We start from the raw sequence: 23,869 nt of genomic DNA on the forward strand, positions 1-23,869 counted from the left end.
GAGTGGGTAGGCGCCCGAAGTTGCTCAGAAGAAGGTGATTCCGATCGGTTGGGCCGAGGTGTACTTCTCCCAGGTTTCGCTGCTGTCCGGACTTCCCGTGTGCGCAAACGACGTCCAGTGCCGGCGTATCCGACGGCCCAGTGCGTCGATGCTCTGCCAGTCGCTGCTGCCCAGCATCGGTGAGCTCTTCCAGGACTGCTCGGTTCCCAACATGAAGGGTAGTTCGATGCAGTGAGTGGCTCCGAAGACGTCGTCTGTCGGTGCCCAGTCGAAGCGATACGTGTACACCGACGCGCCGGCCGCTGTGAAGGCGTCGGCCAGCTCCATCGCCGGTTCGGCAAACATGTTCTGTGTCAGTGCCTTTTCGGCGACGCGTTCGGGATCGGGTACTCCCGCTACGTCGCGCACGAAAGCGGATCCCTCGTCGCGGGTGTATCCCACGATGACGTCCGGCGCTGTTTCGAAAGTTCGGATCACCGGATCCAGTTCGGAAATCGGTGCGAAGGGCGGTTGCACGACATTGGGGGACCGCCGGCTGAACTCGATTGCGGTGCTGCGGAATGCGTCGAGAATGCGGGAGAGTGGCGCGGTCCGAGGATCTCCGTCGAGCAGTCGGGCAAATGCTTCACCGTTCTCGATCGCGGCAGCCTGCGTGAAATTGAGGTCCGGCCGTGGGGTGCTCTGCAGAATTGCTCGATGGAAAAGAGTTCGAGAGTTGTTACTGCTCAACAGATTCACAATCGAATGAGCGCCGGCCGACTGCCCGAACACGGTGACCGAGTCTGGGTCGCCGCCGAATGCCTCGATGTTCTCGCGCACCCACTCGAGCGCTGCGATCTGATCGTGGACCCCGAGATTGCCTTCGCTCACGCCGTCGAGGAGGAGATATCCGAGCACGCCGACGCGGTAGTTGACCGACACCACCACGACGTCGCCCTCGGCTGACAAAGCGTGGCCGTCGTACCAGGGGAGGGAGCCGCCGCCGCTGGAGTAGCCGCCACCGTGAAGCCAGACCATCACCGGGCGATGACCGGTCAGCGACGGGGTTGTGACGGTGACGGTGAAGCTGTCCTCGCTCTGCTCCGGTTCGGGGAGCGGTGGCCCCATGATGCGCTCGAGCCGTGAAGGTGGTTGGGGGAAGACCGTTCCAAGCGCTGTGGCGTCGAAGACGTCGGAGAACGGTCCCGCCGGCCGCGGCTTCTCGAAGCGGGGTGCGCGGGCGTAGGGGATCGCACCGAAGTAGTAGGAACCGTCACGCTTTAGGCCGCGGATCTTCCCCGAAGCTGTGGATGCGATCACCGTCTCGGACGAGGGCATGGGTTCCTTTCCTCTTGTGCATACCTTTTCGAGCATGCCAGGTGCATGCCGCGGCACAAATGCCTTTGTGGTCGTGCGGTATGCGTTACGGCGTGAGTGCCTGTACCAGTCGATCTTCGAGTCGCGTCGTCACTCGGCTGTATACGGCACCGTCGTCCAGGGCTCGGGACATCACTATTGCGCCTTGGATTCCGGCCACGGCTTCTTCGGCGAGTCCGGTGGAATCTTCGGCGCCGACGAGTGCCGCCTCGAGAGCTGCGGTCCATTCGTCGAAGTAGGTTCGCACCTTGGCGCCGAAGCGGTTTCGCTCTTCACCGAGTGCAAATGCGCCGAACAGGCAAATGCGTTGCCCTGACCGAAAGTAGTCGGCGACGGTAGCGAACATGCTCTGGATGCGCTGCCGCGGTGGAACCGACTCTGCTCGAAGCGGTTCGAAGACTTCGGTGCGAAACCATCCGTCGACCTCGTCGAGTACGGCCTCGGCCATCTCTTCCTTTCCTCGCGGAAAGAAGTTGTAGAGACTGCCTTTGCCCAAACCGGTGTGTTCGGTGATGACGGCCAGGCTTGCTCCGTCGAACCCGTAGGTTCGAAACACGTTCGCGAGGGCGGGGATCGTGTCCGAGCGTTCAGCTACCTGTCTGGCCATGGATTCATCCTTTCATCACAGACCCAACTCGCTCAGGCCCGGATGATCGTGCGGGCGTGGTCCGGTCGAATCCCAGAAGAACTTTCGCTCGGACTCCGCGATGGGGACGTCGTTGATGCTGGCATGACGGTGGTGCATGAGGCCATCCGCGTCGAATTCCCAGTTCTCGTTGCCGTAGGAGCGGAACCACTGCCCGTCGTGATCGTGCCACTCGTACGCGAATCGCACGGCGATGCGGTCGTCGCCGTGTGCCCACAACTCTTTGATCAACCGGTAGTCCAGCTCGCGGGTCCACTTCTCGGTCAGAAGTTCGACGATTTCGGATCGGCCGGTGACGAACGTCGACCGATTGCGCCACCAACTGTCCGGCGTGTAGGCCAGCGACACCTTGTGCGGATCGCGTGAGTTCCATCCGTCCTCGGCGAGGCGGACCTTCTGGACGGCGGTTTCGTGGGTGAAGGGCGGAATCGGTGCTCGGACGGTCATTGCGTGGCCTCTCGATCGGATGTGTACCTATTGGTACACACTTTACCGATAGGTACAACAAGAGTCCAGGGAATGACTTCGGCCGCCCCCACCGAAGTGGGAGCGGCCGAAAGTGTCGAGAAGGAAGAAACTAGCGGGCGCGACGAGCCAGACGCTCGGAATCCGAGATCAGAACGCTCTTGCCTTCGAGGCGCAGCCATCCGCGGTGTGCGAAATCGGCGAGCGCCTTGTTGACGGTCTCGCGGGAAGCGCCGACGAGCTGGGCGATCTCTTCCTGCGTGAGGTCGTGAGTGACGCGCAGGGCGCCACCTTCCTGAGTGCCGAAGCGCTGCGCGAGCTGCAGGAGCGCCTTGGCCACACGGCCGGGAACGTCCGTGAAGATCAGGTCGGCCAGGGTGTTGTTGGTACGACGCAGTCGGCGGGCGAGAACGCGCAGCAGCTGCTCGGCGATCTCGGGGCGCTGCTGGATCCATGCCTTGAGAGCGTCGCGGTCCATGCTCACGGCGCGAACCTCGGTGACGGTCGTAGCCGTCGAGGTGCGGGGGCCGGGGTCGAAGATGGACAGTTCGCCGAACATGTCGGACGGGCCCATGATCGTCAGTAGGTTCTCGCGACCGTCGGGTGAGCGTCGACCGATCTTCACCTTGCCGGACACGATGATGTACAGGCGGTCACCGGGTTCACCTTCGTTGAAGATGACATGTCCACGGGGGAAGTCGACGGGCTGCAGCTGCTTTGTCAGCGCCGCTACCGCTGAGGGCTCGACTCCTTGGAAGATGCCGGCTCTTGCCAGGACGTCGTCCACGTGCGCTCCTTGTTGGGATTTGTTCGTTTGTGGTGTCATTTTTGCGCTAACTATCTTTGTACCCGCGCTGCGCACAAACCGTCGTACACAGGCTCAGCCCTCATGAGTGAGACACTGTGTCCAATGCAATCTGTGTTCAATGCAACAGGTACGGCATCGAAGTCTACGTCCCGATAGCTCGCGACGAGTGATTGATGCCACGTAAGAGCCGAAAATTCTTCCGGAATCCGCTGCGGTGACTACTTTGTATGGCCGTCAACTTGCCCGTTGTGTCCGGATTTCGCCCAGGCTGGCGCTCTCGGGAGCCTCCGACTGACGGCCCTTCCGCTTCCGGTGGAAGCGAGCGAACGCATGGGGAAACCCATCGCTTGCCAGGCGGGCGACGTCGTCGTGACTTGCCTGATCGAGGAAGTCTTCTACTTCGTGCTCTTGAACCGAGAGCCGACGCAATCGCCCTTCGACTCGTTCCATCGCCAGGGCAAAGAGCATCAGCAGTAGCGGAAAGAGAATTACTGCGAGTCCTTGCATAGGGGGAAGTAAACACGTCGAAGGTCTCAGAATCGACACGACGGAGTCTCCACTCATGTCGTATCCGTACAGTTGTCTGAGTGCAGACCACCCCGACAGGCAGTTCAGAGCAGCGGAAGAAACCGCGTTCGGGGGGTGCGCGGAAGGAAGAATCACACCTCGGATTGGTACGCCGGGCGCGTCGGATGAATCGCGAGCTCGCTGTGGCTTTCCCGCACGTGTATTGCGAACTCGACTTCACGACTCCGTTGGAACTGGCAGTGGCGACAATCCTGTCGGCGCAATGCACTGACGTCCGCGTCAACATGGTCACGCCGGCGCTCTTCGCCCGCTATCCCGACGCGAAGGCATACGCGGAAGCCGATCGGACCGAACTCGAGGAGTACATCCGCTCCACCGGCTTCTACCGGAACAAGACGACGTCGTTGATCGGACTCGGTCAGGCGCTACTCGAACGCCACGACGGTCAGGTACCGAACAAGCTCGAAGATCTGGTGAAACTCCCAGGCATCGGACGCAAGACCGCGAACGTCGTGCTGGGCAATGCCTTCGACATTCCGGGAATCACCGTCGACACCCACTTCGGTCGGCTCGTGCGTCGGTGGAAGTGGACCGAGGAAGAAGATGCCGTCAAGGTGGAACACGCCGTCGGGGAACTGATCGAACGTAAGGAATGGACACTGCTCTCGCACCGCGTGATCTTTCACGGCCGACGGGTTTGCCACGCGCGCAAGCCCGCGTGCGGGGTGTGCGTTCTGGCCAAGGACTGCCCGTCGTACGGACTCGGCCCGACCGACAAAACCGAGGCCGCGGCCCTGGTGAAAGGCCCCGAGACCGACCATCTGCTCGCCCTGGCAGGGTTGTGATCGCCGATGACAAGTGCTGGAAGATGGTCTCTCGCTGCGCTGTTGGTCGTCGCGGCTCTCGTCGTGGCGATCTGGCCGCGTGGGGGAGACGACACGGCGCCCACGTCCACGGGTCCGTCGTCGTCCGCGTATCAGCCGCCGACGTTCACTCCGTCGTCGGAATCGCTCGATCAACTCCGTAGCCAGGCCTCACTGGCTCCCTGTCCGACTCCGACGGGCGAAGCTCCGGCCGGCTCGGCTCTGGCCGGTATCACCCTCGACTGCGTGTCAGACGGTCGGCCCGTCGACCTTGCCGCAGCGGTCGGCGGAAAACCGACTCTGCTCAACTTGTGGGCGTACTGGTGCGCGCCATGCGCCGAAGAGCTTCCGTACCTTCAGGAATTCGCGGAGCGCGCCGAGGGCAGCATCAACGTTCTGACGGTGCATTCGGATCCGAATCAGGAGAACGCTTTGACGCGACTCATCGACTACTCGGTCCGTTTGCCCGGCGTCCAGGACGGTGACGGCAAGGTACGGATCGCAGTGGGCGCACCGCCGGTGCTGCCGGTGTCGGTGCTCGTGCGCGCGGATGGAACAGTCGCCAAGGTCTTGCCTCAACCTTTCCGCAGTGCGGACGAAATCGCCGCCGCTGCGGCGCAATATCTGGGAGTCGTCGTATGAGCACACCGGTTCCCGAGTGGTTGCGAGCTGTCGCCAGCACCGAGCCCACCGATCCACACCGGATCAACCCCGTCCTCGAGCGTCGCGCGCCGCGCGGGACCGTGACGCGTCCGGCCGCGGTGCTCGTGCTCTTCGGCGGACCGCGTGAGGCAGACCCTCTCGCCGTCGGCGGCTTGCCGGAGGGCGCAGACGTGTTGCTGACCCAACGGGCGTCGACGATGCGTCAGCACAGCGGACAGGTCGCATTCCCGGGCGGCGCCGCCGATCCGGGCGACGACGGCCCCATCGGCACCGCGCTGCGTGAAGCGCAGGAGGAAACCGGGCTCGATCCGAGCGGAGTTCAGCCGCTCACCGTGCTGCCGGAGATCTTCATCCCGCCGTCGGGTTTCGACGTGACGCCGGTGCTCGGCTACTGGGAGCAGCCGACGACGGTGGGGATTCAGGACGAGGGCGAGGTCGGACGGGTGGCCAGGGTGCCGCTGCGCACGTTGCTCGACCCCGACAACCGGTTTCAGGTTCGCCATCCCCTCGGATACCAGGGCCCGGCGTTCCGCGCCGACGGCATGCTGGTCTGGGGGTTCACAGCAGGAATCCTCGCGGCGCTGTTCACGGTGTCGGGCTGGGAGATTCCGTGGAACTACGAGGACGTGAGAGACCTGGACACAGCGCTGTCCGAGTTCGGTGAAGGTGTCGAGGATTCGGCGGTGCCGCGATGACAGGTTCTCGTTGGGTGGACATCGCCATCGTTCTGGTCGCCCTCATCGCGGCCACGTCCGGATGGCGTCAGGGTGCGGTGGCGTCGGCGTTGGCGTTTGTCGGCGTGATCCTCGGTGCCGTCGCCGGAATTCTGTTGGCGCCCCACCTGCTCGTGCACGTCACCGAAGGCAAGCTGCGCATCCTCGCGGGCATCTCGCTGATCGTGGTGTTGGTCATCATCGGCGAAGTCGCCGGCATGGTGCTCGGACGCGCGGCGCGCAGCGGAATGCACAGTCCGACGGCGCGATCCGTCGACAGCGTCATCGGTGCGGGTCTACAGGCGGTGGCCGTCGTGGTCGCGGCGTGGTTGCTCGCGATTCCGCTCACTTCTTCGTCGCAGCCGAATATTGCCGCCGCTGTTCGTGGTTCGGATGTTCTCGCCAGCGTGGACGAACTGGCGCCGCAGTGGCTGCGCCGCATCCCGACGGAGTTTTCGGCGTTGCTCGACACCTCCGGCCTGCCGGACGTCATCGGCCCGTTCGGGCGTACGCCCATCACCGAGGTCGAAGCACCCGACGCGAGCGTTCTGGCCAGTCCGTTGGCGGCGCAGTTGCGTCCGAGTGTTCTACGCATCAACGGTGTCGCACCGAGTTGCCAGCGCGCGCTCGAGGGATCCGGATTCATCGTCGCTCCCGAACGCGTCATGACCAACGCACACGTGGTTGCCGGAACCGAGAGCATCACGGTGGACACCATGGAGGGCGCGCTGCCCGCGCAGGTGGTTCTCTTCGACTCCGCCGTCGACATCGCGATTCTGGCGGTTCCCGGACTGGACGCACCGGTGCTGCCGTTTGCTCCGGAGCAGGCTCAGACCGGCGACAACGCGTTGGTGCTCGGTTACCCCGGCGGCGGTCCGTACACGGCCAGCGCAGCCCGCGTTCGTGAGGTCCTGAACCTGAACGGACCGGACATCTACAAGGCCGGAACCACTCAACGTGAGGTCTACACCGTCCGCGGATCCATCAGGCAGGGCAACTCTGGTGGGCCGATGGTCGACGATCAGGGCCGCGTCCTCGGCGTCGTGTTCGGTGCTGCCGTCGACGACAGCGACACCGGATTCGTCCTCACCGCCCAGGAAGTATCGCGCCAGTTGAACGCGGCTGCCTCGGCGTCGACGCCGGTGCCGACAGGCGCCTGCATTCTGTAGCGGTCACTTCTCCGTAAGGAGGAAGTCCTCGAGTTCGCGGTTGACGCGCTCGGGGGCTTCCTGGTGCGCGTAGTGACCAACTCCGGCAATGGTGCGCAGTTTCTCGCCGGGAGCCCAATGCTTGTCGCGCCGCACGGTACGGGTGAGCACGTACGGGTCGAGTTCGCCGTGAATCTGGACGATCGGAATGCGAAGAACCTGATCCATCAAACGCATGAAACGACGACCCTCCGGCCGGAGCTGGCTGCGGAAGGCCCAGCGCTGGTACTCCAGCGTGGAATGCGCGACGCCCGGGATTCGGATCGCAGCCCGCATCTTGGTCATCACGTCCGCGAACTCGGGTTGCTGCGGCCAGGTGGGGCCGGACCGCGAGCGAACCAGACGCTCCACCTCGGCGCCGTTGTCGGCCGTCAACCGACGTTCCGGGCGCAGCGGTACCTGATAGGCCAGGAACGAGGGCAAAAGCGCGCGGCGCTGATATGGGTCGCGCACGACTGCTTTCTTGAGTGCCATCGGGTGTGGCGACGAGATCAACGCGATCGACCGCACCAGGCGTGGATGCAGGAGCGCGGTCGCCCAGCACACCAACCCGCCGTCGGCATGACCGATCAGCGTGGCCTTGCCGTAACCCATCGCACGAATGAGACCGGCTACGTCACCGGCGAGCGTCCAACCGTCGTAGCCGCGAGGGGGCTTGTCGGAATCGCCGTACCCACGAAGATCCATGGCGACGACGCGGAATCCCTGCTCCGACAGTGCCGTCAACTGATGGCGCCAGGACCACCAGAAATCGGCGAATCCGTGCAACAGGACCACCAACGGAGCATCCGGCTCCGCGTCGCCTACCTCGACGACGTGAAACCGGATGCCGTTGGCGTGAATGTCCCGGTGAATCCAGGGGCCGTCGAACCTGACGGTGGATGGATCTGGGGCTGCCACTTTCGATCAGACTCGCTACCGGCGCGCGTTGAAATCGACAGACGGCTTTGCGTCGTCATGGCTGCCGGGAAGGACGTTCTTGGCCTGCTTGAGCGATTCGATCGTCTTCTCCGGAGCCCTCAGCTTGCGCACACGCAGATAACCGAGCAGCGCCAGAATCGCGGTGGTCACCACCATGATCAGGAAGACGATGAGGAACGCCAGCCAGCGCGGCACCCAGGTATCGAGCATCTCGGCCAGGAAGAAAAAGAAGAAGAACGAGCTGAACAGCAGAACCGTGAAGGCCAGGATGAAGAAGACACTGCCCTGCAGACCCTTCTTGACCTCGCCCGTGACCTCGGCCTTGGCAAGTTCAACCTCGGCGCGCACGAGGGTGGAGACCTGTGCGGTCGCGTCCTTGACGAGGGCCCCGATGGTGGCCTCACCCGGCGTGCGGGCGTCCACATCGGTGAGAGGGATGGACGAGACCGTGTTCGGTACTCCATCTCCGGTGAAGCGCTGGCTCTCTCCGTTGGTCAAGCTCACTTGTCGACCTCTCCAGGTAGTTCTCTCGCGTCCGTGGCAATGGCGGTGGAAGCGTCGTCTCGAGCCGCATGAACTCGTCCACGTCGCCACAGCAGCGCTGATCCGATCAGCGATGCCACCAACGATGTCACGAGAACTGCGGCCTTCGCTATCTCGGCCTCGCTGCCATCGCCGACCCCGTCCAATGCGAGGTCTGCTACAAGCAGGCTAACGGTGAACCCGATGCCACCGAGAACTGAGAGGGCAAACATGTCTCTCAATTCCAGTGTCTTGGGCTTGGTGGCTATGCCCAATTTGATCGCGAGCAGGGAAATTCCGAAGATTCCGACGGTCTTTCCGACCAGAAGGCCGACGACAACCGATTGCCCGACGGGGTCGGTGAAAATGTCGCCGAGTACCGCGGCGTTGATCGGAACACCGGAGGCGAACAGTGCGAAGACGGGGACGCAGAAGCCTGCGGAGTACGGCTGAATGCGGTGCTCTAGGCGGCTGCCCGGCGCGTACTCCTCGTCCGGATCGCGCCTGACACGGGTGAGTAGGCCGAGCGCGACGCCCGCGAGTGTGGCGTGTATCCCCGCTTCGTGCATCGCGTACCAGGTCAGTAGTGCCAGCGGGACGTAGAGGAACGGCGTCGTGATGCGCTTGTGCTGGGCGTAGGCGTAGACAGCGAGGGCTGCGGCCGCGGTCAGCAGCCACAACATCGCGAGGGAGCCGGTGAACAGTACGGCGATGAGGATGATGGCGAGCAGATCGTCGACGACGGCCAGGCTGAGCAGGAAGACTCGGGCGCTTGCGGGGATCTTCGATCCGGTGAGAGCGAGCACTCCGAGGGCAAAAGCGATGTCCGTCGCGACGGGAATGGCCCAGCCCTTGTCCATACCTGGAGTGCCGAAGCCGATGGACGCCGCGATGATCGCGGGGACCAGGACGCCGCCGCACGCCGCGATGATCGGGAGCATCGCGGCTTTGCGGTCCGCGAGCTCGCCGACCACCAGTTCGCGTTTGAGTTCGAGGCCGGCGACGAAGAAGAAGACGGCAAGCAGTCCGTCTTGCGCCCAGGTGCCAAGGCTGAGGTCCAGATGGAGTGCAGACGGGCCGATCTGGAAGTCGCGCAGTGCGATGTAGCTCTCACCGAAAGGTGAGTTCACCCAGATCAGAGCGACGGCAGCGGCGATGAGCAGTATCGATCCGCCCACCGTTTCGGTGCGGAGATAGCGGGACAGTTCGGAACGCAAAGTGGAGATCACGCGTGGGGACGACCTTTGTTCGTGCACCCGAGTTCGGATGCAACAGACATGAACGTGATCGACGTTGTAAAGCATCGAATGCACGTGCCGACCAGACTTCCCGGCTCACCTTTACGGGATTTTATCGCGGATTGCTCGCTGAGCCGAATTAGCGAACCGAATTTGCGCCGGAAAACCCCGCGGGTGTTCAATTCCTACTGATTGGGACACCATCCCACCAATTGGACAATTTTCGTATAACGGCGCAGGAGCATGTTTTGAGCACGTCAGTCAGTGAGAACCCACCCAAGCCGGAGGGCGGCGACGCAGATACCGTCGCCGGAGTGCCGCGCAGCCGAATCGTGGTTGCCAGCATGGTGGGTACGTCCATCGAGTTCTACGACTTCTACATCTATGCAACAGCGGCAGTATCGGTGTTCCCGCACCTGTTCTTCCCGAAGGGCAACGACACCACCGCGCTTCTCGCGTCGTTGGCGACGTTCGGACTCGCGTTTGTCGCCCGTCCCCTCGGCTCGATTCTCTTCGGACACTTCGGTGACCGCGTCGGACGCAAGGCAACTCTGGTCGGCTCGCTGCTGACGATGGGCATCGCGACCTTCCTCATCGGACTGCTGCCCACTTATCACCAGATCGGTCTACTGGCCCCGGCGCTGTTGGCGCTCATGCGTTTCTGCCAGGGCCTCGGACTCGGCGGCGAATGGTCTGGCGCGGCTCTGCTCGCGACCGAGACGGCCAAGGAAGGCAAGCGGGCCTGGGCGGCGATGTGGCCGCAGCTCGGTGCACCCATCGGCTTCTTCATGGCCAACGGACTGTTCCTGATCATCACGTTGTTCATGAACCACGACAATTCCAGCCCGGACCTCGAAGGTGCCTTCCTGAGCTGGGGGTGGCGAATTCCGTTCCTGCTCAGCGCAATCATGGTGATGATCGGCCTGTACGTCAGGCTCAAGCTCGAAGAGACCCCGGTGTTCGCGCGCGCAGTCGAGCGCGGCGAGAAGGTCAAGACCCCGGTCGCCGAGGTATTCAAGACCAGCTGGCGTCAGCTGATCATCGGTACGTTCGTGATGCTCGCGACGTACACGCTCTTCTACATCATGACCACCTGGGTGCTCAGCCACGGAACCGGCAAGACGGCGGCCGACGGCGGAACTGGCGCCGGCTTCAAGTACACCGATTTCCTTGTTCTGCAGCTCATCGCAGTCGTGTTCTTCGCTGCTGCCGTGCCGGTCTCGGGTTGGCTTGCGGACCGTTACGGGCGTCGCATCACGCTGCTAATCATCACCGGCCTGATCATGGTGTTCGGCTTGACCTTCGGCGTGTTCCTCGAACCGGACGGAATGAACGACGGTCGTATGTTGGCGTTCCTCATCGTGGGCATGCTGCTCATGGGCCTGACCTTTGGGCCGATGAGTGCCGTTCTCCCGGAACTCTTCCCGACCAACGTCCGCTACACGGGCTCGGGAATCGCGTACAACACCGCCAGCATTCTGGGCGCTGCGGTGGCGCCGTTCATCGCCGTCTACCTCGCGAAGAACTACGGCGTCGGCTGGGTCGGCATCTATCTCCTCGTAGCTGCGACGCTGACTTTTGTTGCGCTGCTGGTCATGCGCGAGACAAAGGGTGAGTCGCTAGACGATGTAGGGGCATAACCCTGCTGTGCGCCTTTATTAACCCCCGGCGGTTAATAAAGGCGCACAGCAGTGATCAGGGCTGAGCAGGCAGGACGTGCTCACCGGTCTTGTCGGTGCTCAAGGCCAAGGAACTGATGTACTGCTTCTCGCCGTTCGGGCCGGGAACGTTCGACGCGAGCATGTCGGGTCGCTCGAACTCGATGCCGCTGACGCAGCACAGAAGCGTTTCACCCGAGGGGTTCCCGTACTCGTCGAACATCGGCAGATCGATGCCGTCGTCGGTGCGTCGTAGGTAGTACTTGCCCTTGGTGGCGACGGCGAGGACCGGCGGCATCACCAGTGCGATGACGATCGCGACGATCGGGGAGAACGGCTTGATCGCCGAACCGAAAGCACCGAAGAACACCAGGATCGAAATGCCCGCGGCCAGCAGCATCGACACGAAGCCGACGGGATTGACGTCGTAGAGCATCCCGCGTCGGAACTCGGGGACCTTCGGGGAGAGCTTCAACCAGTACTTGTTGATCGCGATGTCGGAGGCGACGACCACGACCCAGGCGATACCGCAGTTGGCGTAGAAGCCCAGGATCGTGTTGAGGAAGTCGAACATGTTGGCTTCCATCAAGATCAGTGCGATCGCCAGGTTGACCAGAACGAAGATCATGCGTCCCGGGTAGGTCTTGGTGACGCGGGTGTACGAGTTGGTCCAGGCCAGTGAGCCGGAGTACGCGTTGGTGACGTTGATCTTGATCTGGCTGATGACCACGAGGATCACGGCAAGGGTCATGGCCAGCCAGTGCGGCATCATGTCCTGGTAGATCTCGAGGAACTGGTGCACGGGCTGGTTGGCGATCGAAGATCCGTCGACGACGTTCGCGATGATGTACACGGCGAGGAACAGTCCGACGATCTGCTTGAACGCGCCGAAGATGACCCAGCCGGGCCCCGCGAGAATTACTGCAGCCCACCAACGACGGGTGTTCTCCGGCGTCTTGGGCGGCATGAAGCGTAGGTAGTCGATCTGCTCGGCGATCTGTGCGATCAGCGACAGGCAGACACCCGCGGCCAGCATCACCGATCCGAAGTTGACGCCCTTGCCGTTTGCGCCGTCCTCACCGCCGAAGGCGAAGAACGCGCTCACCGAATCTGGGTGCTTGAACAGCAGATACAGGAACGGCAGCACCATCATGACGAGCCACAGAGGCGTCGTCCACACTTGGAGCTTTGCCAGAGCCTTCATTCCGTAGATGACCAGTGGAATGACCATCAGGGTCGAGACCGCGTAGCCGATCGAGAGTGGGATCCCGAGCCCCAGTTTCAAACCCTGGGCCATGATGGAACCTTCGAGCGCGAAGAAGATGAAGGTGAACGTCGCGAAGATGACGTTGGTGACCACGGAGCCGTAGTAGCCGAAACCGCTTCCGCGCGTGATCAAATCGAGGTCGATGTTGTATCGCGCGGCGTAGTAGGCGAGTGGGAAGCCGGTGGCCATGATGACGACGGCAAACACGGCGATGCCCAGCAATGCGTTACCGGTGCCGTACGAGATGCCGATGTTCGCGCCGATCGAGAAGTCTGCGAGATACGCGATTCCGCCGAGCGCGGAGGTCGCGACGACGCCGGTTCCCCATTTGCGGTAGCTGCGTGGCGCAAATCGGAGGGTGTAGTCCTCCAGAGTCTCCTTCAGTGCGGCGTTCTCACCGAGATCTGCCCTGTCCGGTGCGCCGGCGGACACCTGCTCGTTCACTGCTGTCATGACGTCACTTCCCCTGGGTGCCTGTGCATGTGCACTTTGTGGTGCAGGCACCCAACCTAGGGAGGTGGCGTTACGCGGACATGTTTGAAATGTGTCGCCCACGTTGCGGATTCGATCCGCAACGTGAGCGAGCACTCATGGGACTTTCTTTACCTGTATCTGATCACCAACTGCCCGCGCCTGCAAGGCGAGTGGCTGCGTCCCGACTGGTCGTAGGTTGAGAACGGCGGCGGCCACCGGGTCGGCCAAGACGTTTCGGATGGTCCGGCGCAGGCCACGTGCTCCGTACACCGGATCGAATCCGCGCCGTTGCAACAGAGCGACGGCGCTGTCGTCCACGTCGACGTCGACGCCTCTCCTGGCCAACCGAGTCGTGATCAGTTCGATCTCGAGCCGGGTCACTTGTTCCGCGGTCTGTTCGTCGAACTCGTCGAGGATCACGGTTTCGTCGATGCGGTTGAAGAACTCGGGGTCGAAGAACTTCTCGAGAGCGCGCTGCACCAAGTGGTGACCATGGTGTGGTCGATCGATCCGGACGCGATCGGCGAGCTGCCGCACCCGGGACCGTCGACGTTCCGCCACCGCAGCAGAACCGAGATTCGAGGTCAGGAACACGTAGCTGTTGCGGAACGAGATCTTCTGCTGACCGTTCGCCAACCGGAGTTCGCCGTTGTCGAGGACCTGCAGGAGCGCACGTAGAACGGTGGGGTCGGCCTTCTCCACTTCGTCGAACAGGACGATTCCGGGGGTGTACGGATCGCCCTCGACGGCGTTCTTGTCGAACAGTGTGAAGGACTCCTTGCTGCCGGCGTACCCAGGCGGTGCCCCGGAGAACGACGCCGCATAATGCTCTTGAGCAAGAGCATTCATGTCGATGCGGCACAGATCGTCGGGCCCGGACCGTAGTTCCGCGGCCACGCGGCGCACCAACTCCGTCTTGCCGACGCCGGTGGGGCCGACCAGAAGGATATTGGCGAGTGGACGCGTCGGATCCGTGGCACCGACATGCGCGATCGAAATCGCCCGAACCACTGCGTCGACGGCGGCCTGTTGTCCGACGATCTTGGAACTGAGGGCTTTCGAGAGATTGCGAGCGTCGAAGGCCCCGACCGGTACGGGTTCGGATCGTTCCTCGGCTGGTGGTGGTGCTGCACTGTTCCGGTCATGGAGCATGTCGGTGATATACGGCACAGCGAGATCCTTAAACTTCGATTGTCTTCTCGACCGGCAGGTTTCCGACGCGGCAGTCCGCCACGCCCACTGTGTCTCGGGTGATGGCCTCGACGCGTTCCTGAGCCTTCTGGGCATCGGTGACCCACAGCTTGTAGAACTCGAACGGGCAGTCCGCGACACCCTTGTCCCCGTCACCTGCAGCGTGCACGCCGGAGTATCCGCGGTGAAGGAGCTTGAAGATGTGGTTCTGGGACTGATCGTTCTCGCGTGCATCGCGAATGGCGGAAACGGACAGCTGTGCGTACTGGATTCCGTATTCCTCCTCACCGGTTTCACCCAACGTCCGACCGTCGAATCCGATGATCGCGGAGTGTCCGAAGTAGGAGTAGACGCCGTCGAATCCGGCCGCATTGGCAACTGCCACATAACAATTGTTGGCCCAGGCCATTGCCTTGGACATCATCACCTGCTGGTCCTTGGCGGGGTACATGTAGCCCTGGCAGCGGACGATGAGTTCTGCACCCTTCATCGCGCAGTCACGCCAGATCTCCGGGTAGTTGCCGTCGTCGCAGATGATGAGCGAGATCTTCAGGCCCTTGGGACCCTCGGATACGTACGTGGTGTCGCCGGGGTACCAACCTTCGATGGGGCACCAGGGCAGGATCTTTCGGTACTTCTGAACGATTTCGCCCTTGTTGTCGATGAGAATCAACGTGTTGTACGGCGGCTTGTTCGGGTGGTCTTCGTGCTGTTCACCGGTGATGGAGAAGATTCCCCAGGTATCGGCCTCGCGGCAAGCGGCGGAAAAGATTGCGGTCTCGTCACCGGGGATGGTTGCCGCTGTCGCATACATCTCCTCTTCGTTGTACATGATTCCCTGCGTGGAGTATTCGGGGAATACCACCAGATCCATTCCGGGGAGTCCGGTCTTCATGCCGATCATCATGTCGGCGATCTTGCGCGCGTTCTCGAGCACTCCGGCGCGATCGTGCAGGCGGGGCATCTTGTAGTTGACTACTGCTACGCCGACCGTGTCGTTGCTCGAGGAGATGTCACCGTGTCGCATTGTCTTTCACTCCTTGGTTGTGTGGATCAGTTGAAGACTGGATGAGTCTGGGGAACTGCGGCTTTGGGTGCAGCGAGGATCTTGGCCAGGCCGAGGAGAACCAGAAGCGCTCCGGCCCAGCCGGCGGCTACCGCGGGTGTGGTGTGGAAGTTGTCGGTCAGGATCAGAAAGGCGGGAACTGTGCAGGTGGGCTGGCTCAGCAGGACTGCTGCCCAGCCGGTGAAGCGGCTGAGGTTCTCACGGCCGAGGCCGAGTACCAGGAAGAACAGCGTCCACAGTGCTGCCCATGCGAGCCAGATGACCCCGAATACGGGGTCGTTGCTCACCGTGAACGAGAGGAAGGAGTACACGAGCGCGGCGCACGCGACGAACAGTGAGAACCACCCGATTCCTTCCGGTTCGAAGCCGGCGAGATTGCTGATTCCCACGTAGAGGTAGGTGAATCCGAACAGGTAGAGGCCTGAGGCCGCCAGGACGGCGCTCGAATCTCCCTGTGCCTGAATCAACAAAACGGTGGGGACGACGCATTGAAGTGCGCCGACGAAGAGGTTGAGGACCGAGGCGGATCGAACGGGAACTGTGCCGAGCAGCATCAGTCCGTTGACGAAGAGGACGGCTCCCACGTAAAGCAAACCAACACTGCCCATCGGGCACCTCCGGTTACTTTCGGGACGGGTTACTTTCAAATGAAATGATTCCAAATGAAACTAAGTGATGCGCGCCACAGAAGTCAAGAGGTGGATCTCCGGGGAAGGTTTCAGAGGGTGGCGATGATCGAGAAGTCGAGTCCGTCGGCGACGGCCAGCTGAATCTTCTGTCGTGCAACGCGATCGCGAAACTCGACGGTTCCGCGAGGTCCGTCGTACGCGGCGCCTTCGACGACGGCGTCCAGGGCGTGCGGGTGGGTGCTGTCGGCGCGTCGAAGCAGGGCCGAAAGGGTATGTATCCCTTCGTAACACGACTCGGCAGCGTTGTTCAGTGCCGGGGCGTGCGCGCCGTGCAGTGCGATGTAGCGCCCGAGCAGGTCCATGGAGTTACCGTCGACCATCGAGCGGAAGTACGCTGCCGAGGCAAACAGGTTCCGGGTTGCGCGGGGGCCGCTTGCGAGCAGCATGTTTTCTTCCATCAACGGGCTGAATCGGATCATCGACTCGTCGAGGCCTCGGCGGGCGAAGGCTCGGTTGAAGTCGACGGCGTCCTGCCCGACGAGGAGCATGATCACGCCGTCGCAACCGGAGCTCGAGACGGTCTCGACCAACTGCTTCATGTTGCCGCGCCCCAGATCGACAAACGAACCGCCGACCAGGGTGAGATCGAGTTCGGTGGCGAATTGCCTCACGGCCCCGAGCGAGCTGTGAGGCCAGATGTAGTCGTCGCCGACGACGAACCACTTGCGCGCTCCGACGTTGTCGCGCAGCCACTTCAGTGCCGGCGCGATCTGCTGTCGTGGTGTTTCGCCCGAACAGTAGATTCCTGGTCGGACCTCGCCGCCCTCGTAGAGCGAGGTGTACGAGTACGGAATACGGCCTGCGACCACCGGCGCGAGTGCGTGCCGGACCGAGGAGATGTGCCAACCGCTGACGGCGTCGATGTCGCCTGCGTCGAGTAGCTGTTGCACGCGGGCTGCGACGACGCCCGGCGCAGCGCCGCCGTCGATCACTTCGATCTGGACTTCGCGTCCCAGTACGCCGCCGGAGTTGTTGAGATCGCGGGCGGCCAATTCGCTGATCGCCTCACACGACGGACCGAACAGTCCGGCCGGTCCTTGGAGGGGAACCACCATGCCCAGGCGCCACACGGCGCTGCGCGCGCGTTCGAGCGCGCCGGTAGCGCTCATGCGTCGCCGCCGGAATCGGAAGTCAGCGGCCTGGCCTGGGTTACTATCATTTCATTTGAAAGTATTGCCCGAGAAGTGTGAAGTACGCAACAGCGGGGGAGCGATCAGTGGGAAAAAGTGACTCCGGAATTCTTGATGCTTCGCTGACGACCGCGCTGGTCCGAGCGGCTCGAATGGCCGCGGCAGCGGCGGAGAAGACGCTGGCGGCTGAGAATCTCACTCTCGATCACTGGATGACGCTCGAAGCCCTGGCGTCGACCGAGGGGCTGACGATGGCTGAGTTGCGCGATCGAACGGGAACACCGGCTCCGACGCTGACACGAGTCGCGGATAAGTTGGTCTCGCTTGCGCTGATCTATCGGGAGGTCGGTGAGGACGATCGCCGGAAGGTGCGCGTGTTTCTCTCCTCGCGTGGAAAGTCTCTGCACAAGCGGGTTGCCGCAGACATTCGCGTGGCCGAGGAGTCTTGGCTGACGTCGAAAGAGGAAGTGAAGTTGCGAGAGGGGCTCCGCCCCTGTGCGCCTTTCCGGTAGTGGGGACTACCAAAAAGGCGCACGGGGGCCGAAGGCCCTACTTGCCGCGGATTGCGTCGAATACCTTGGGATCGACCAGGGTTGAGGTGTCTCCGAGGTCGCGGCCTTCGGCGACGTCGCGCAGGAGGCGGCGCATGATCTTGCCGGATCGGGTTTTCGGCAGTTCCGGCACGATCGTGATCTGACGCGGCTTGGCGATGGGGCTGATGTCGGTGGAGACCTGCGCCTTGAGCTCGGCGATCAGAACGTCGCCGGTGTTCTCGACGCCTTCGCGCAGGATGACGAACGCGACGATGCCCTGTCCGGTGGTCTCGTCCGCGGCACCGACGACGGCAGCTTCGGCGACTCCGTGATGGTTGACCAGTGCTGACTCCACCTCGGAGGTGGAGATGCGGTGACCGGAGACGTTCATGACGTCGTCGACGCGGCCGAGGACCCAGAGGGCGCCGTCGTCGTCGTACTTGGCGCCGTCACCGGCGAAGTACCAGCCTTCTTCGGCGTAACGGGACCAGTAGGTGTCGCGGTAGCGGTCCATGTCGCCCCAGATGCCGCGGAGCATCGCCGGCCACGGCTCGTCGAGGACGAGGTAACCGTTGCCGCCGGGGCCGAGGGGCTTGGCGTCGTCGTCGACGATCTTCGCGGAGATACCGGGCAGCGGTGCCATCGCGGATCCGGGCTTGGTGGCGGTGATACCGGGCAGCGGAGAGATCATGATCGCGCCGGTCTCGGTCTGCCACCAGGTGTCGACGATGGGGGCCTTGTTGCCGCCGATGACGTCGCGGAACCAGCGCCACGCTTCGGGGTTGATGGGCTCGCCCACAGATCCGAGCAAGCGGATCGAGGACAGGTCGTGGGCGTCGGGGATTTCCCGGCCCCACTTCATGAACGTCCGCACGAGGGTGGGTGCGGTGTAGTAGATGGAGACGCCGTACTTCTCGATGATGTCGAAGTGGCGGTGCTCGTTCGGGGAGTTGGGGGTGCCTTCGTAGACGACCTGGGTGACGCCGTTGGAGAGGGGGCCGTAGACGATGTAGGAGTGTCCGGTGACCCAGCCGATGTCGGCGGTGCACCAGTAGACGTCTTGTCCCGCTTTGTGATCGAAGACGTTGTGGTGGGTGTACGACGCCTGGGTGAGGTAGCCGCCGGAGGTGTGGATGATGCCCTTGGGCTTACCGGTGGTGCCGGAGGTGTAGAGGATGAACAGGGGATGTTCGGCGTCGAAGGCCTGCGCTTCGTGCTCGGGCGAGGCTTGCGCGACGGTCTCGTGCCACCACAGGTCGCGGCCGTCGGTCCACTCGACGTTGATGCCGGTCCGGTTGACCACCAACACGTTCTGGACGGAGTCGGCGCCGGCGACGGATTCGTCGACCGCTGTTTTGATGGGTGCTGCGGCGCCGCGTCGCCACTGGCCGTCGACGGTGACGACGAGCTTGGCTTGGGCGTCGTCGATGCGCGAGCGTAGGGCAGTGGCGGAGAATCCGGCGAAGACGACCGAGTGCGTCAGGCCGAGGCGGGCGCAGGCGAGCATGGTGACGATCGCTTCGGGGATCATCGGCATGTAGATCGCGACGCGGTCACCGGCGACGAGGCCGAGGTCGGTGAAAGTGTTTGCGGCGCGGCTGACTTCGGCGAGGAGGTCGTTGTAGGTCAGGTCGCGGGAGTCGCCGGGTTCGCCTTCGAAGTGAATGGCGACGCGGTCGCCGTTGCCGGCGAGGACGTGGCGGTCGACGCAGTTGTAGGCGACGTTGAGCTTGCCGCCGACGAACCACTTGGCGACGGGGGCGTCGGTCCAGTCGAGGACGTCGGTCCATTTCTCGTGCCAGTGAAGGCGCTCAGCCTGATTCGCCCAGAAAGCGAGGCGGTCGGTATCTGCGGCAGCCTGCAACTCCGGTCCCGCGTTGGCGGCCGCAGCGAACTCTGCGCTCGGCGGATATGCCTGGGGGACGTCTGTTTCGGCTGCGCTTGTCATGGCTGACGGCCTTCTTTCCACATTGATCGACACTTTTCTGACTCCGTGTGAGGGTAGTCACAAGCTCGCTCAAACGCACCGTTGCATCACGTTGCAACCCGTTGTCCTGCGACGATCGGTCGAATCGATGCGACGGGTGGTCACTTCCGCCGACGAATGAATGTGTCCGAATTCAATTACCCCCAATTTTCCAACAATGGGTGCGGTGCGCGCTTCGGGTTCGATGTGTCTATTGTCAAACCATTATTCGACCGCAACTCGAAGTCACGTTCACTTTCAGTTGTAGGCGACACGACGCCGGCAGTTACGGCTGTCGGCAGGCCGCGAGCATGCTCGGGGTCACTTAGATGTGGAAGGAATTCCTTTGCGTATCTCACGCATAGCGACCGGCGCGGTCGCGCTCGGAATGACGGCAGTGCTGATCACGGCATGTTCGTCCGGCGATTCGTCGGGCGGATCGTCCAGTGGCGTCGTCAACGCCTGGGCGGGCGAGCCTCAGAACCCGTTGATCCCCACGAACACGAGTGAGAACATGGGCGGCCGCGTCCTCGACTCACTGTTCTCCGGTCTCGTTTCGTACACCGCAGACGGCGGTACGGAGAACGAGGTTGCCGAGTCCATCGAGAGCACCGACGGTCAGAACTTCACCGTCAAGCTCAAGGACGGCTGGACCTTCACGGACGGCACCCCCGTCACCGCGAAGTCGTTCGTCGACGCGTGGAACTACGGAGCCCTCTCCACCAACGCTCAGCTTCAGGCATCGTTCTTCGATCCGATCAAGGGCTACGACGAAGTTGCCGCCGAGGTTCCGACGGCACAGACCATGTCGGGTCTGAAGGTTGTGGACGACTCCACCTTCACCATCGAACTCAAGCAGCCCGAGTCGGCGTTCCCCGATCGCCTCGGCTTCACGGCGTACTACCCGCTGCCCGAGGTCGCGTTCAAGGACATGACCGCCTTCGGTGAGAACCCGATCGGCAACGGCCCGTACAAGCTCGACGGAACCGGCGCGTGGCAGCACAACGTCCGCATCGACACCGTCGTGAACCCGGACTACAACGGCAACCGTAAGCCGAAGAACGCCGGCGTCGACTTCATCATGTACAACAGCCTCGACACGGCGTACACCGATCTCCTGGCCAACAACGTCGACGTTCTCGACCAGGTTCCTCCGAGCGCCGTCACGACCTTCGAGTCGGACCTGCCCGGACGCACCGTCAACCAGCCGTCGGCAACCATCGAGACGTTCACGATCCCGGGTCGCCTGCCGCACTTCAGCGGTGAAGAGGGCATGCTCCGCCGTCAGGCGATCTCGATGGCGATCAACCGCGATCAGATCACCCAGCAGATCTTCAACAAGACCAGGACGCCTGCACTCGACTTCACCAGCCCCGCGATCAAGGGCTGGAACGACTCGCTGACCGGTAACAGCAACGTGAAGTTCGATCCTGAGGCGGCCAAGGCTGCTTGGGCCAAGGCCGACGCCATCGCACCGTGGTCCGGCAGCTTCGAGATCGCCTACAACTCCGACGGCGGACACCAGGAATGGGTCGATGCCACGGCGAACAGCATCCGCAACACCCTCGGTATCGACGCGAAGGGCAAGCAGTACGCCACCTTCGCTCAGATCCGCACCGAAGCCACCGACCGCACCATCCAGAGCTCTTTCCGCTCCGGTTGGCAGGGCGACTACCCGCAGCAGTACGGCTTCCTGGCGCAGAACTACCAGACCGGCGGCAGCTCCAACGACGGTGACTACTCCAACCCCGAGTTCGACCGCCTCCTGCGCGAATCGGCCGGCCAGACCGATCAGGCGAAGGCTCAGGAACTGCTCGATCAGGCCCAGGAAGTCCTGCTCAAGGACCTGCCCGCAGTTCCGACGTGGTACCGCAACGCTGCCAGTGGATGGTCGGAGAACGTTTCCAACGTGACCATCAGCTGGAACGGTGTTCCGGTCTACGAAGACATCGAAAAGAACTGACGCGTAGAACGATCCGCATCTGAAACGTGAGTTCGGGGCGGCAGGCGCCCTGCCTGCCGTCCCGAACTCGTGTTCACACCGGACTGTCCGCTGACGTACACGATCATCGACAAGGAGGTGATCCGATGCTCTGGTACATCGGTCGCCGAGTGCTTCAAATGATCCCGGTTTTTCTCGGGGCCACTCTTCTGATCTACGCCATGGTCTTCCTGCTTCCCGGTGATCCGATTGCCGCGTTGGCGGGCGACAAGGCGCTCAGTCCGGCTGTGGCAGCACAGCTTCGGGAGCGCTACCACCTCGATCTCCCCTTCTATCAGCAGTACCTGCTGTACCTGAAGGGCATCTTCACGCTGGACTTCGGCACGTCGTTCTCCGGACGACCTGTCAGTGAAGTTCTGGCACAGGCATTTCCGATCACGATGAAACTTGCCTTCATGGCACTGATCGTCGAGACGGTCTTCGGTGTCGGCTTCGGCCTCATCGCGGGCCTGCGTAAGGGCGGATTCTTCGACAGCACCGTCCTGCTGTTCAGCCTCGTTCTCATCGCCATCCCGATCTTCGTGATCGGCTTCCTGGCTCAGTTCTTCATCGGCGTCAAATGGGGCATCGTCCCGCCGACGGTCGGTGGCAACACCAGCTTCACCAATCTCCTGCTCCCTGCCCTGGTTCTTGGTTCGGTCTCGTTCGCGTACGTACTGCGACTGACCCGAACGTCCGTGGCGGAGAATCTGACTGCCGATTACGTCCGCACCGCTACCGCCAAGGGACTTTCCCGTGGACGAGTGGTTCGCGTGCACGTGTTGCGCAACTCGCTGATCCCCGTGGTCACGTTCCTGGGTGCCGACCTCGCAACGTTGATGGGCGGCGCCATCGTCACCGAGGGCATCTTCAACATCAACGGCGTCGGTGGCACGATCTACCAGGCCGTGACCAGAGGTGAAGCGCCGACGGTGGTTTCGTTCGTCACCATCCTGATCGTGATCTACCTGATCGCGAATCTGCTCGTCGACCTCTTGTACGCCGCGCTCGATCCGAGGATCCGCTATGTCTGAGACCGTGAAGACCGGACGCGCAGTCCGGCAAAGTCATTTCGTGGCACCGCCCGAAGTTGCGGCACCGGGGGAGACGGACGCCGTCAAACTCGATCAGGCGCCGACGAGCATGTGGACCGATGCGTGGCGCGACCTACGCAAGCGCCCCCTGTTCATCATCTCGACGATCATCATCCTCGCGGTCATCGTCATCGCAGCGTTTCCGAGCTTGTTCACGAGCACCGATCCGCGGTTCTGCGACCTGACCTACAGCATGCAGGGGCCGACCTCAGGGCACTGGTTCGGTTTCGACCGCCAGGGCTGTGACGTGTACTCGCGCACCATCTACGGTGCTCGCGCATCCGTACTCGTGGGCGTCGGTGTCACGGCGTCGGTGCTGGTGATCGGCGTGATCTTCGGTGCGCTGTCCGGTTTCTACGGCGGATGGACCGATTCGATCCTCTCCCGTGTCGCCGACATCTTCTTCGGCATCCCGCTGATCCTGGCTGCCATCGTCCTGATGCAGCTGTTCACCGATCGCACCATCTGGACCGTCGTCGGCGTGCTGGCGCTCTTCGGCTGGCCGCAGATGGCAAGAATCGCTCGAGGCGCGGTGATCTCGGCGAAGAACAACGATTACGTCATGGCCTCGGAAGCGTTGGGTGTCTCGAAGCTCAAGACACTGATCCGCCACGTCATCCCGAACTCGTTGGCGCCCATCATCGTGGTCGCCACCATCTCGCTCGGTACGTACATCGTTGCCGAGGCGACGCTGTCCTTCCTCGGTATCGGTCTTCCGTCCACCGAGGTTTCGTGGGGCGGCGACATCAGCAACGCTCAGGTGACGCTGCGTCAGGGTTCGACCATTCTGTTCTACCCGGCAACGGCTTTGGCGATCACCGTTCTCGGATTCATCATGATGGGTGACGCTCTGCGCGACGCCCTCGATCCCAAGTCGCGGAAGCGGTGA

The 23,869-nt window shown here is 62.7% G+C and carries 23 protein-coding genes; 9 read left to right on the plus strand and 14 right to left on the minus strand.

The window, feature by feature from the left end; genetic code table 11:
* Window positions 1-24: 24 nt before the first annotated feature.
* From QMA15_RS21600 to QMA15_RS21620, 5 genes are all read right to left on the minus strand, one after another.
* Window positions 25-1,317: a carboxylesterase family protein gene (locus QMA15_RS21600; protein ID WP_133728584.1), complete on the minus strand. Its 1,293-nt coding sequence runs from the start codon at window positions 1,315-1,317 to the stop codon at window positions 25-27.
* 85 nt (window positions 1,318-1,402) lie between these two features.
* Entirely contained in the window at window positions 1,403-1,963 is a 561-nt protein-coding gene (locus QMA15_RS21605) for a TetR/AcrR family transcriptional regulator (RefSeq protein ID WP_020968259.1), read from the minus strand.
* A 15-nt stretch (window positions 1,964-1,978) separates the two neighbouring features.
* Window positions 1,979-2,449, minus strand: coding sequence for a nuclear transport factor 2 family protein (locus QMA15_RS21610; RefSeq protein ID WP_019746619.1), 471 nt, complete (start codon window positions 2,447-2,449; stop codon window positions 1,979-1,981).
* A gap of 130 nt (window positions 2,450-2,579) precedes the next feature.
* Entirely contained in the window at window positions 2,580-3,254 is a 675-nt protein-coding gene (locus QMA15_RS21615; protein ID WP_003943506.1) for a Crp/Fnr family transcriptional regulator, read from the minus strand.
* Between the two features lie 255 nt (window positions 3,255-3,509).
* Window positions 3,510-3,782, minus strand: coding sequence for a hypothetical protein (locus tag QMA15_RS21620; RefSeq protein ID WP_019746620.1), 273 nt, complete (start codon window positions 3,780-3,782; stop codon window positions 3,510-3,512).
* Between the two features lie 80 nt (window positions 3,783-3,862).
* Between QMA15_RS21620 and nth the strand changes: the two genes are divergently transcribed.
* The 4 genes from nth to QMA15_RS21640 are packed head-to-tail and all read left to right on the plus strand — an operon-like array spanning window position 3,863 to window position 7,211.
* Window positions 3,863-4,648: an endonuclease III gene (gene nth, locus QMA15_RS21625; protein ID WP_060939223.1), complete on the plus strand. Its 786-nt coding sequence runs from the start codon at window positions 3,863-3,865 to the stop codon at window positions 4,646-4,648.
* A gap of 6 nt (window positions 4,649-4,654) precedes the next feature.
* The gene (locus QMA15_RS21630) at window positions 4,655-5,308 is read left to right on the plus strand and encodes a TlpA disulfide reductase family protein (RefSeq protein WP_069147153.1); all 654 of its coding nucleotides are present in this window, start codon (window positions 4,655-4,657) and stop codon (window positions 5,306-5,308) included.
* Window positions 5,305-6,024 (plus strand): CoA pyrophosphatase, encoded by a 720-nt coding sequence (locus tag QMA15_RS21635; RefSeq protein WP_019746622.1) that lies wholly within the window; start codon window positions 5,305-5,307, stop codon window positions 6,022-6,024. Before QMA15_RS21630 ends, QMA15_RS21635 begins: the two co-directional genes overlap by 4 nt.
* On the plus strand, window positions 6,021-7,211 hold the full coding sequence (locus tag QMA15_RS21640) for a MarP family serine protease (protein ID WP_019746623.1): 1,191 nt from the start codon (window positions 6,021-6,023) through the stop codon (window positions 7,209-7,211). The genes QMA15_RS21635 and QMA15_RS21640 overlap by 4 nt, the downstream gene beginning before the upstream one ends.
* Before the next feature lie 3 nt (window positions 7,212-7,214).
* Here QMA15_RS21640 and QMA15_RS21645 read toward each other — a convergent pair whose 3' ends face one another.
* The 3 genes from QMA15_RS21645 to nhaA are packed head-to-tail and all read right to left on the minus strand — an operon-like array spanning window position 7,215 to window position 9,922.
* Window positions 7,215-8,150 (minus strand): alpha/beta hydrolase, encoded by a 936-nt coding sequence (locus QMA15_RS21645; protein WP_019746624.1) that lies wholly within the window; start codon window positions 8,148-8,150, stop codon window positions 7,215-7,217.
* Between the two features lie 15 nt (window positions 8,151-8,165).
* Entirely contained in the window at window positions 8,166-8,675 is a 510-nt protein-coding gene (locus tag QMA15_RS21650; protein WP_019746625.1) for a phage holin family protein, read from the minus strand.
* Entirely contained in the window at window positions 8,672-9,922 is a 1,251-nt protein-coding gene (gene nhaA, locus QMA15_RS21655) for a Na+/H+ antiporter NhaA (RefSeq protein ID WP_003946111.1), read from the minus strand. Before nhaA ends, QMA15_RS21650 begins: the two co-directional genes overlap by 4 nt.
* A gap of 257 nt (window positions 9,923-10,179) precedes the next feature.
* On the opposite strand from nhaA, the gene QMA15_RS21660 reads away from it, so the two are divergent.
* Window positions 10,180-11,571 (plus strand): MFS transporter, encoded by a 1,392-nt coding sequence (locus QMA15_RS21660; protein WP_020968263.1) that lies wholly within the window; start codon window positions 10,180-10,182, stop codon window positions 11,569-11,571.
* A 55-nt stretch (window positions 11,572-11,626) separates the two neighbouring features.
* Here QMA15_RS21660 and QMA15_RS21665 read toward each other — a convergent pair whose 3' ends face one another.
* From QMA15_RS21665 to QMA15_RS21685, 5 genes are all read right to left on the minus strand, one after another.
* Complete coding sequence (locus tag QMA15_RS21665) at window positions 11,627-13,309, minus strand: hypothetical protein (RefSeq protein WP_153211067.1); 1,683 nt, start codon at window positions 13,307-13,309, stop codon at window positions 11,627-11,629.
* A 135-nt stretch (window positions 13,310-13,444) separates the two neighbouring features.
* Window positions 13,445-14,500, minus strand: a complete 1,056-nt coding sequence (locus tag QMA15_RS21670; RefSeq protein WP_279162994.1) for an AAA family ATPase — start codon at window positions 14,498-14,500, stop codon at window positions 13,445-13,447.
* 10 nt (window positions 14,501-14,510) lie between these two features.
* Entirely contained in the window at window positions 14,511-15,548 is a 1,038-nt protein-coding gene (locus QMA15_RS21675; RefSeq protein WP_019746630.1) for an aliphatic amidase, read from the minus strand.
* Window positions 15,549-15,574: 26 nt separating this feature from the next.
* On the minus strand, window positions 15,575-16,195 hold the full coding sequence (locus QMA15_RS21680; RefSeq protein ID WP_019746631.1) for an AmiS/UreI family transporter: 621 nt from the start codon (window positions 16,193-16,195) through the stop codon (window positions 15,575-15,577).
* 110 nt (window positions 16,196-16,305) lie between these two features.
* Window positions 16,306-17,385, minus strand: a complete 1,080-nt coding sequence (locus QMA15_RS21685) for a substrate-binding domain-containing protein (protein WP_279162995.1) — start codon at window positions 17,383-17,385, stop codon at window positions 16,306-16,308.
* 107 nt (window positions 17,386-17,492) lie between these two features.
* On the opposite strand from QMA15_RS21685, the gene QMA15_RS21690 reads away from it, so the two are divergent.
* A complete protein-coding gene (locus QMA15_RS21690) occupies window positions 17,493-17,918 on the plus strand; it encodes a MarR family transcriptional regulator (protein WP_041815521.1) in 426 nt (141 codons plus the stop codon).
* A gap of 37 nt (window positions 17,919-17,955) precedes the next feature.
* On the opposite strand, the gene acs is transcribed toward QMA15_RS21690, so the two are convergent.
* On the minus strand, window positions 17,956-19,887 hold the full coding sequence (gene acs, locus QMA15_RS21695) for an acetate--CoA ligase (protein ID WP_279162996.1): 1,932 nt from the start codon (window positions 19,885-19,887) through the stop codon (window positions 17,956-17,958).
* A 364-nt stretch (window positions 19,888-20,251) separates the two neighbouring features.
* On the opposite strand from acs, the gene QMA15_RS21700 reads away from it, so the two are divergent.
* The 3 genes from QMA15_RS21700 to QMA15_RS21710 all read left to right on the plus strand — a co-directional run bounded on the left by QMA15_RS21700 (window position 20,252) and on the right by QMA15_RS21710 (window position 23,869).
* Window positions 20,252-21,868, plus strand: coding sequence for an ABC transporter substrate-binding protein (locus QMA15_RS21700; RefSeq protein ID WP_020968269.1), 1,617 nt, complete (start codon window positions 20,252-20,254; stop codon window positions 21,866-21,868).
* 125 nt (window positions 21,869-21,993) lie between these two features.
* Window positions 21,994-22,920 (plus strand): ABC transporter permease, encoded by a 927-nt coding sequence (locus QMA15_RS21705; RefSeq protein ID WP_019746637.1) that lies wholly within the window; start codon window positions 21,994-21,996, stop codon window positions 22,918-22,920.
* Window positions 22,913-23,869, plus strand: a complete 957-nt coding sequence (locus QMA15_RS21710; protein ID WP_019746638.1) for an ABC transporter permease — start codon at window positions 22,913-22,915, stop codon at window positions 23,867-23,869. Before QMA15_RS21705 ends, QMA15_RS21710 begins: the two co-directional genes overlap by 8 nt.

Origin of the sequence: Rhodococcus sp. APC 3903 (assembly GCF_030407755.1) — a bacterium.
In the GTDB taxonomy this organism is placed as follows: domain Bacteria; phylum Actinomycetota; class Actinomycetes; order Mycobacteriales; family Mycobacteriaceae; genus Rhodococcus_F; species Rhodococcus_F erythropolis.

What these genes read in the sequence shown, in the direction of transcription:
- QMA15_RS21665 (WP_153211067.1), bottom strand. Translation starts at nt 13,309, where the DNA reads ATGACAGCAGTGAACGAGCAGGTGTCCGCCGGCGCACCGGACAGGGCA.
- QMA15_RS21685 (WP_279162995.1), bottom strand. Translation starts at nt 17,385, where the DNA reads ATGAGCGCTACCGGCGCGCTCGAACGCGCGCGCAGCGCCGTGTGGCGC.
- QMA15_RS21620 (WP_019746620.1), bottom strand. Translation starts at nt 3,782, where the DNA reads ATGCAAGGACTCGCAGTAATTCTCTTTCCGCTACTGCTGATGCTCTTT.
- QMA15_RS21640 (WP_019746623.1), top strand. Translation starts at nt 6,021, where the DNA reads ATGACAGGTTCTCGTTGGGTGGACATCGCCATCGTTCTGGTCGCCCTC.
- QMA15_RS21610 (WP_019746619.1), bottom strand. Translation starts at nt 2,449, where the DNA reads ATGACCGTCCGAGCACCGATTCCGCCCTTCACCCACGAAACCGCCGTC.
- acs (WP_279162996.1), bottom strand. Translation starts at nt 19,887, where the DNA reads ATGACAAGCGCAGCCGAAACAGACGTCCCCCAGGCATATCCGCCGAGC.
- QMA15_RS21705 (WP_019746637.1), top strand. Translation starts at nt 21,994, where the DNA reads ATGCTCTGGTACATCGGTCGCCGAGTGCTTCAAATGATCCCGGTTTTT.
- QMA15_RS21675 (WP_019746630.1), bottom strand. Translation starts at nt 15,548, where the DNA reads ATGCGACACGGTGACATCTCCTCGAGCAACGACACGGTCGGCGTAGCA.
- QMA15_RS21605 (WP_020968259.1), bottom strand. Translation starts at nt 1,963, where the DNA reads ATGGCCAGACAGGTAGCTGAACGCTCGGACACGATCCCCGCCCTCGCG.
- QMA15_RS21680 (WP_019746631.1), bottom strand. Translation starts at nt 16,195, where the DNA reads ATGGGCAGTGTTGGTTTGCTTTACGTGGGAGCCGTCCTCTTCGTCAAC.
- QMA15_RS21635 (WP_019746622.1), top strand. Translation starts at nt 5,305, where the DNA reads ATGAGCACACCGGTTCCCGAGTGGTTGCGAGCTGTCGCCAGCACCGAG.
- QMA15_RS21710 (WP_019746638.1), top strand. Translation starts at nt 22,913, where the DNA reads ATGTCTGAGACCGTGAAGACCGGACGCGCAGTCCGGCAAAGTCATTTC.
- QMA15_RS21600 (WP_133728584.1), bottom strand. Translation starts at nt 1,317, where the DNA reads ATGCCCTCGTCCGAGACGGTGATCGCATCCACAGCTTCGGGGAAGATC.
- QMA15_RS21630 (WP_069147153.1), top strand. Translation starts at nt 4,655, where the DNA reads ATGACAAGTGCTGGAAGATGGTCTCTCGCTGCGCTGTTGGTCGTCGCG.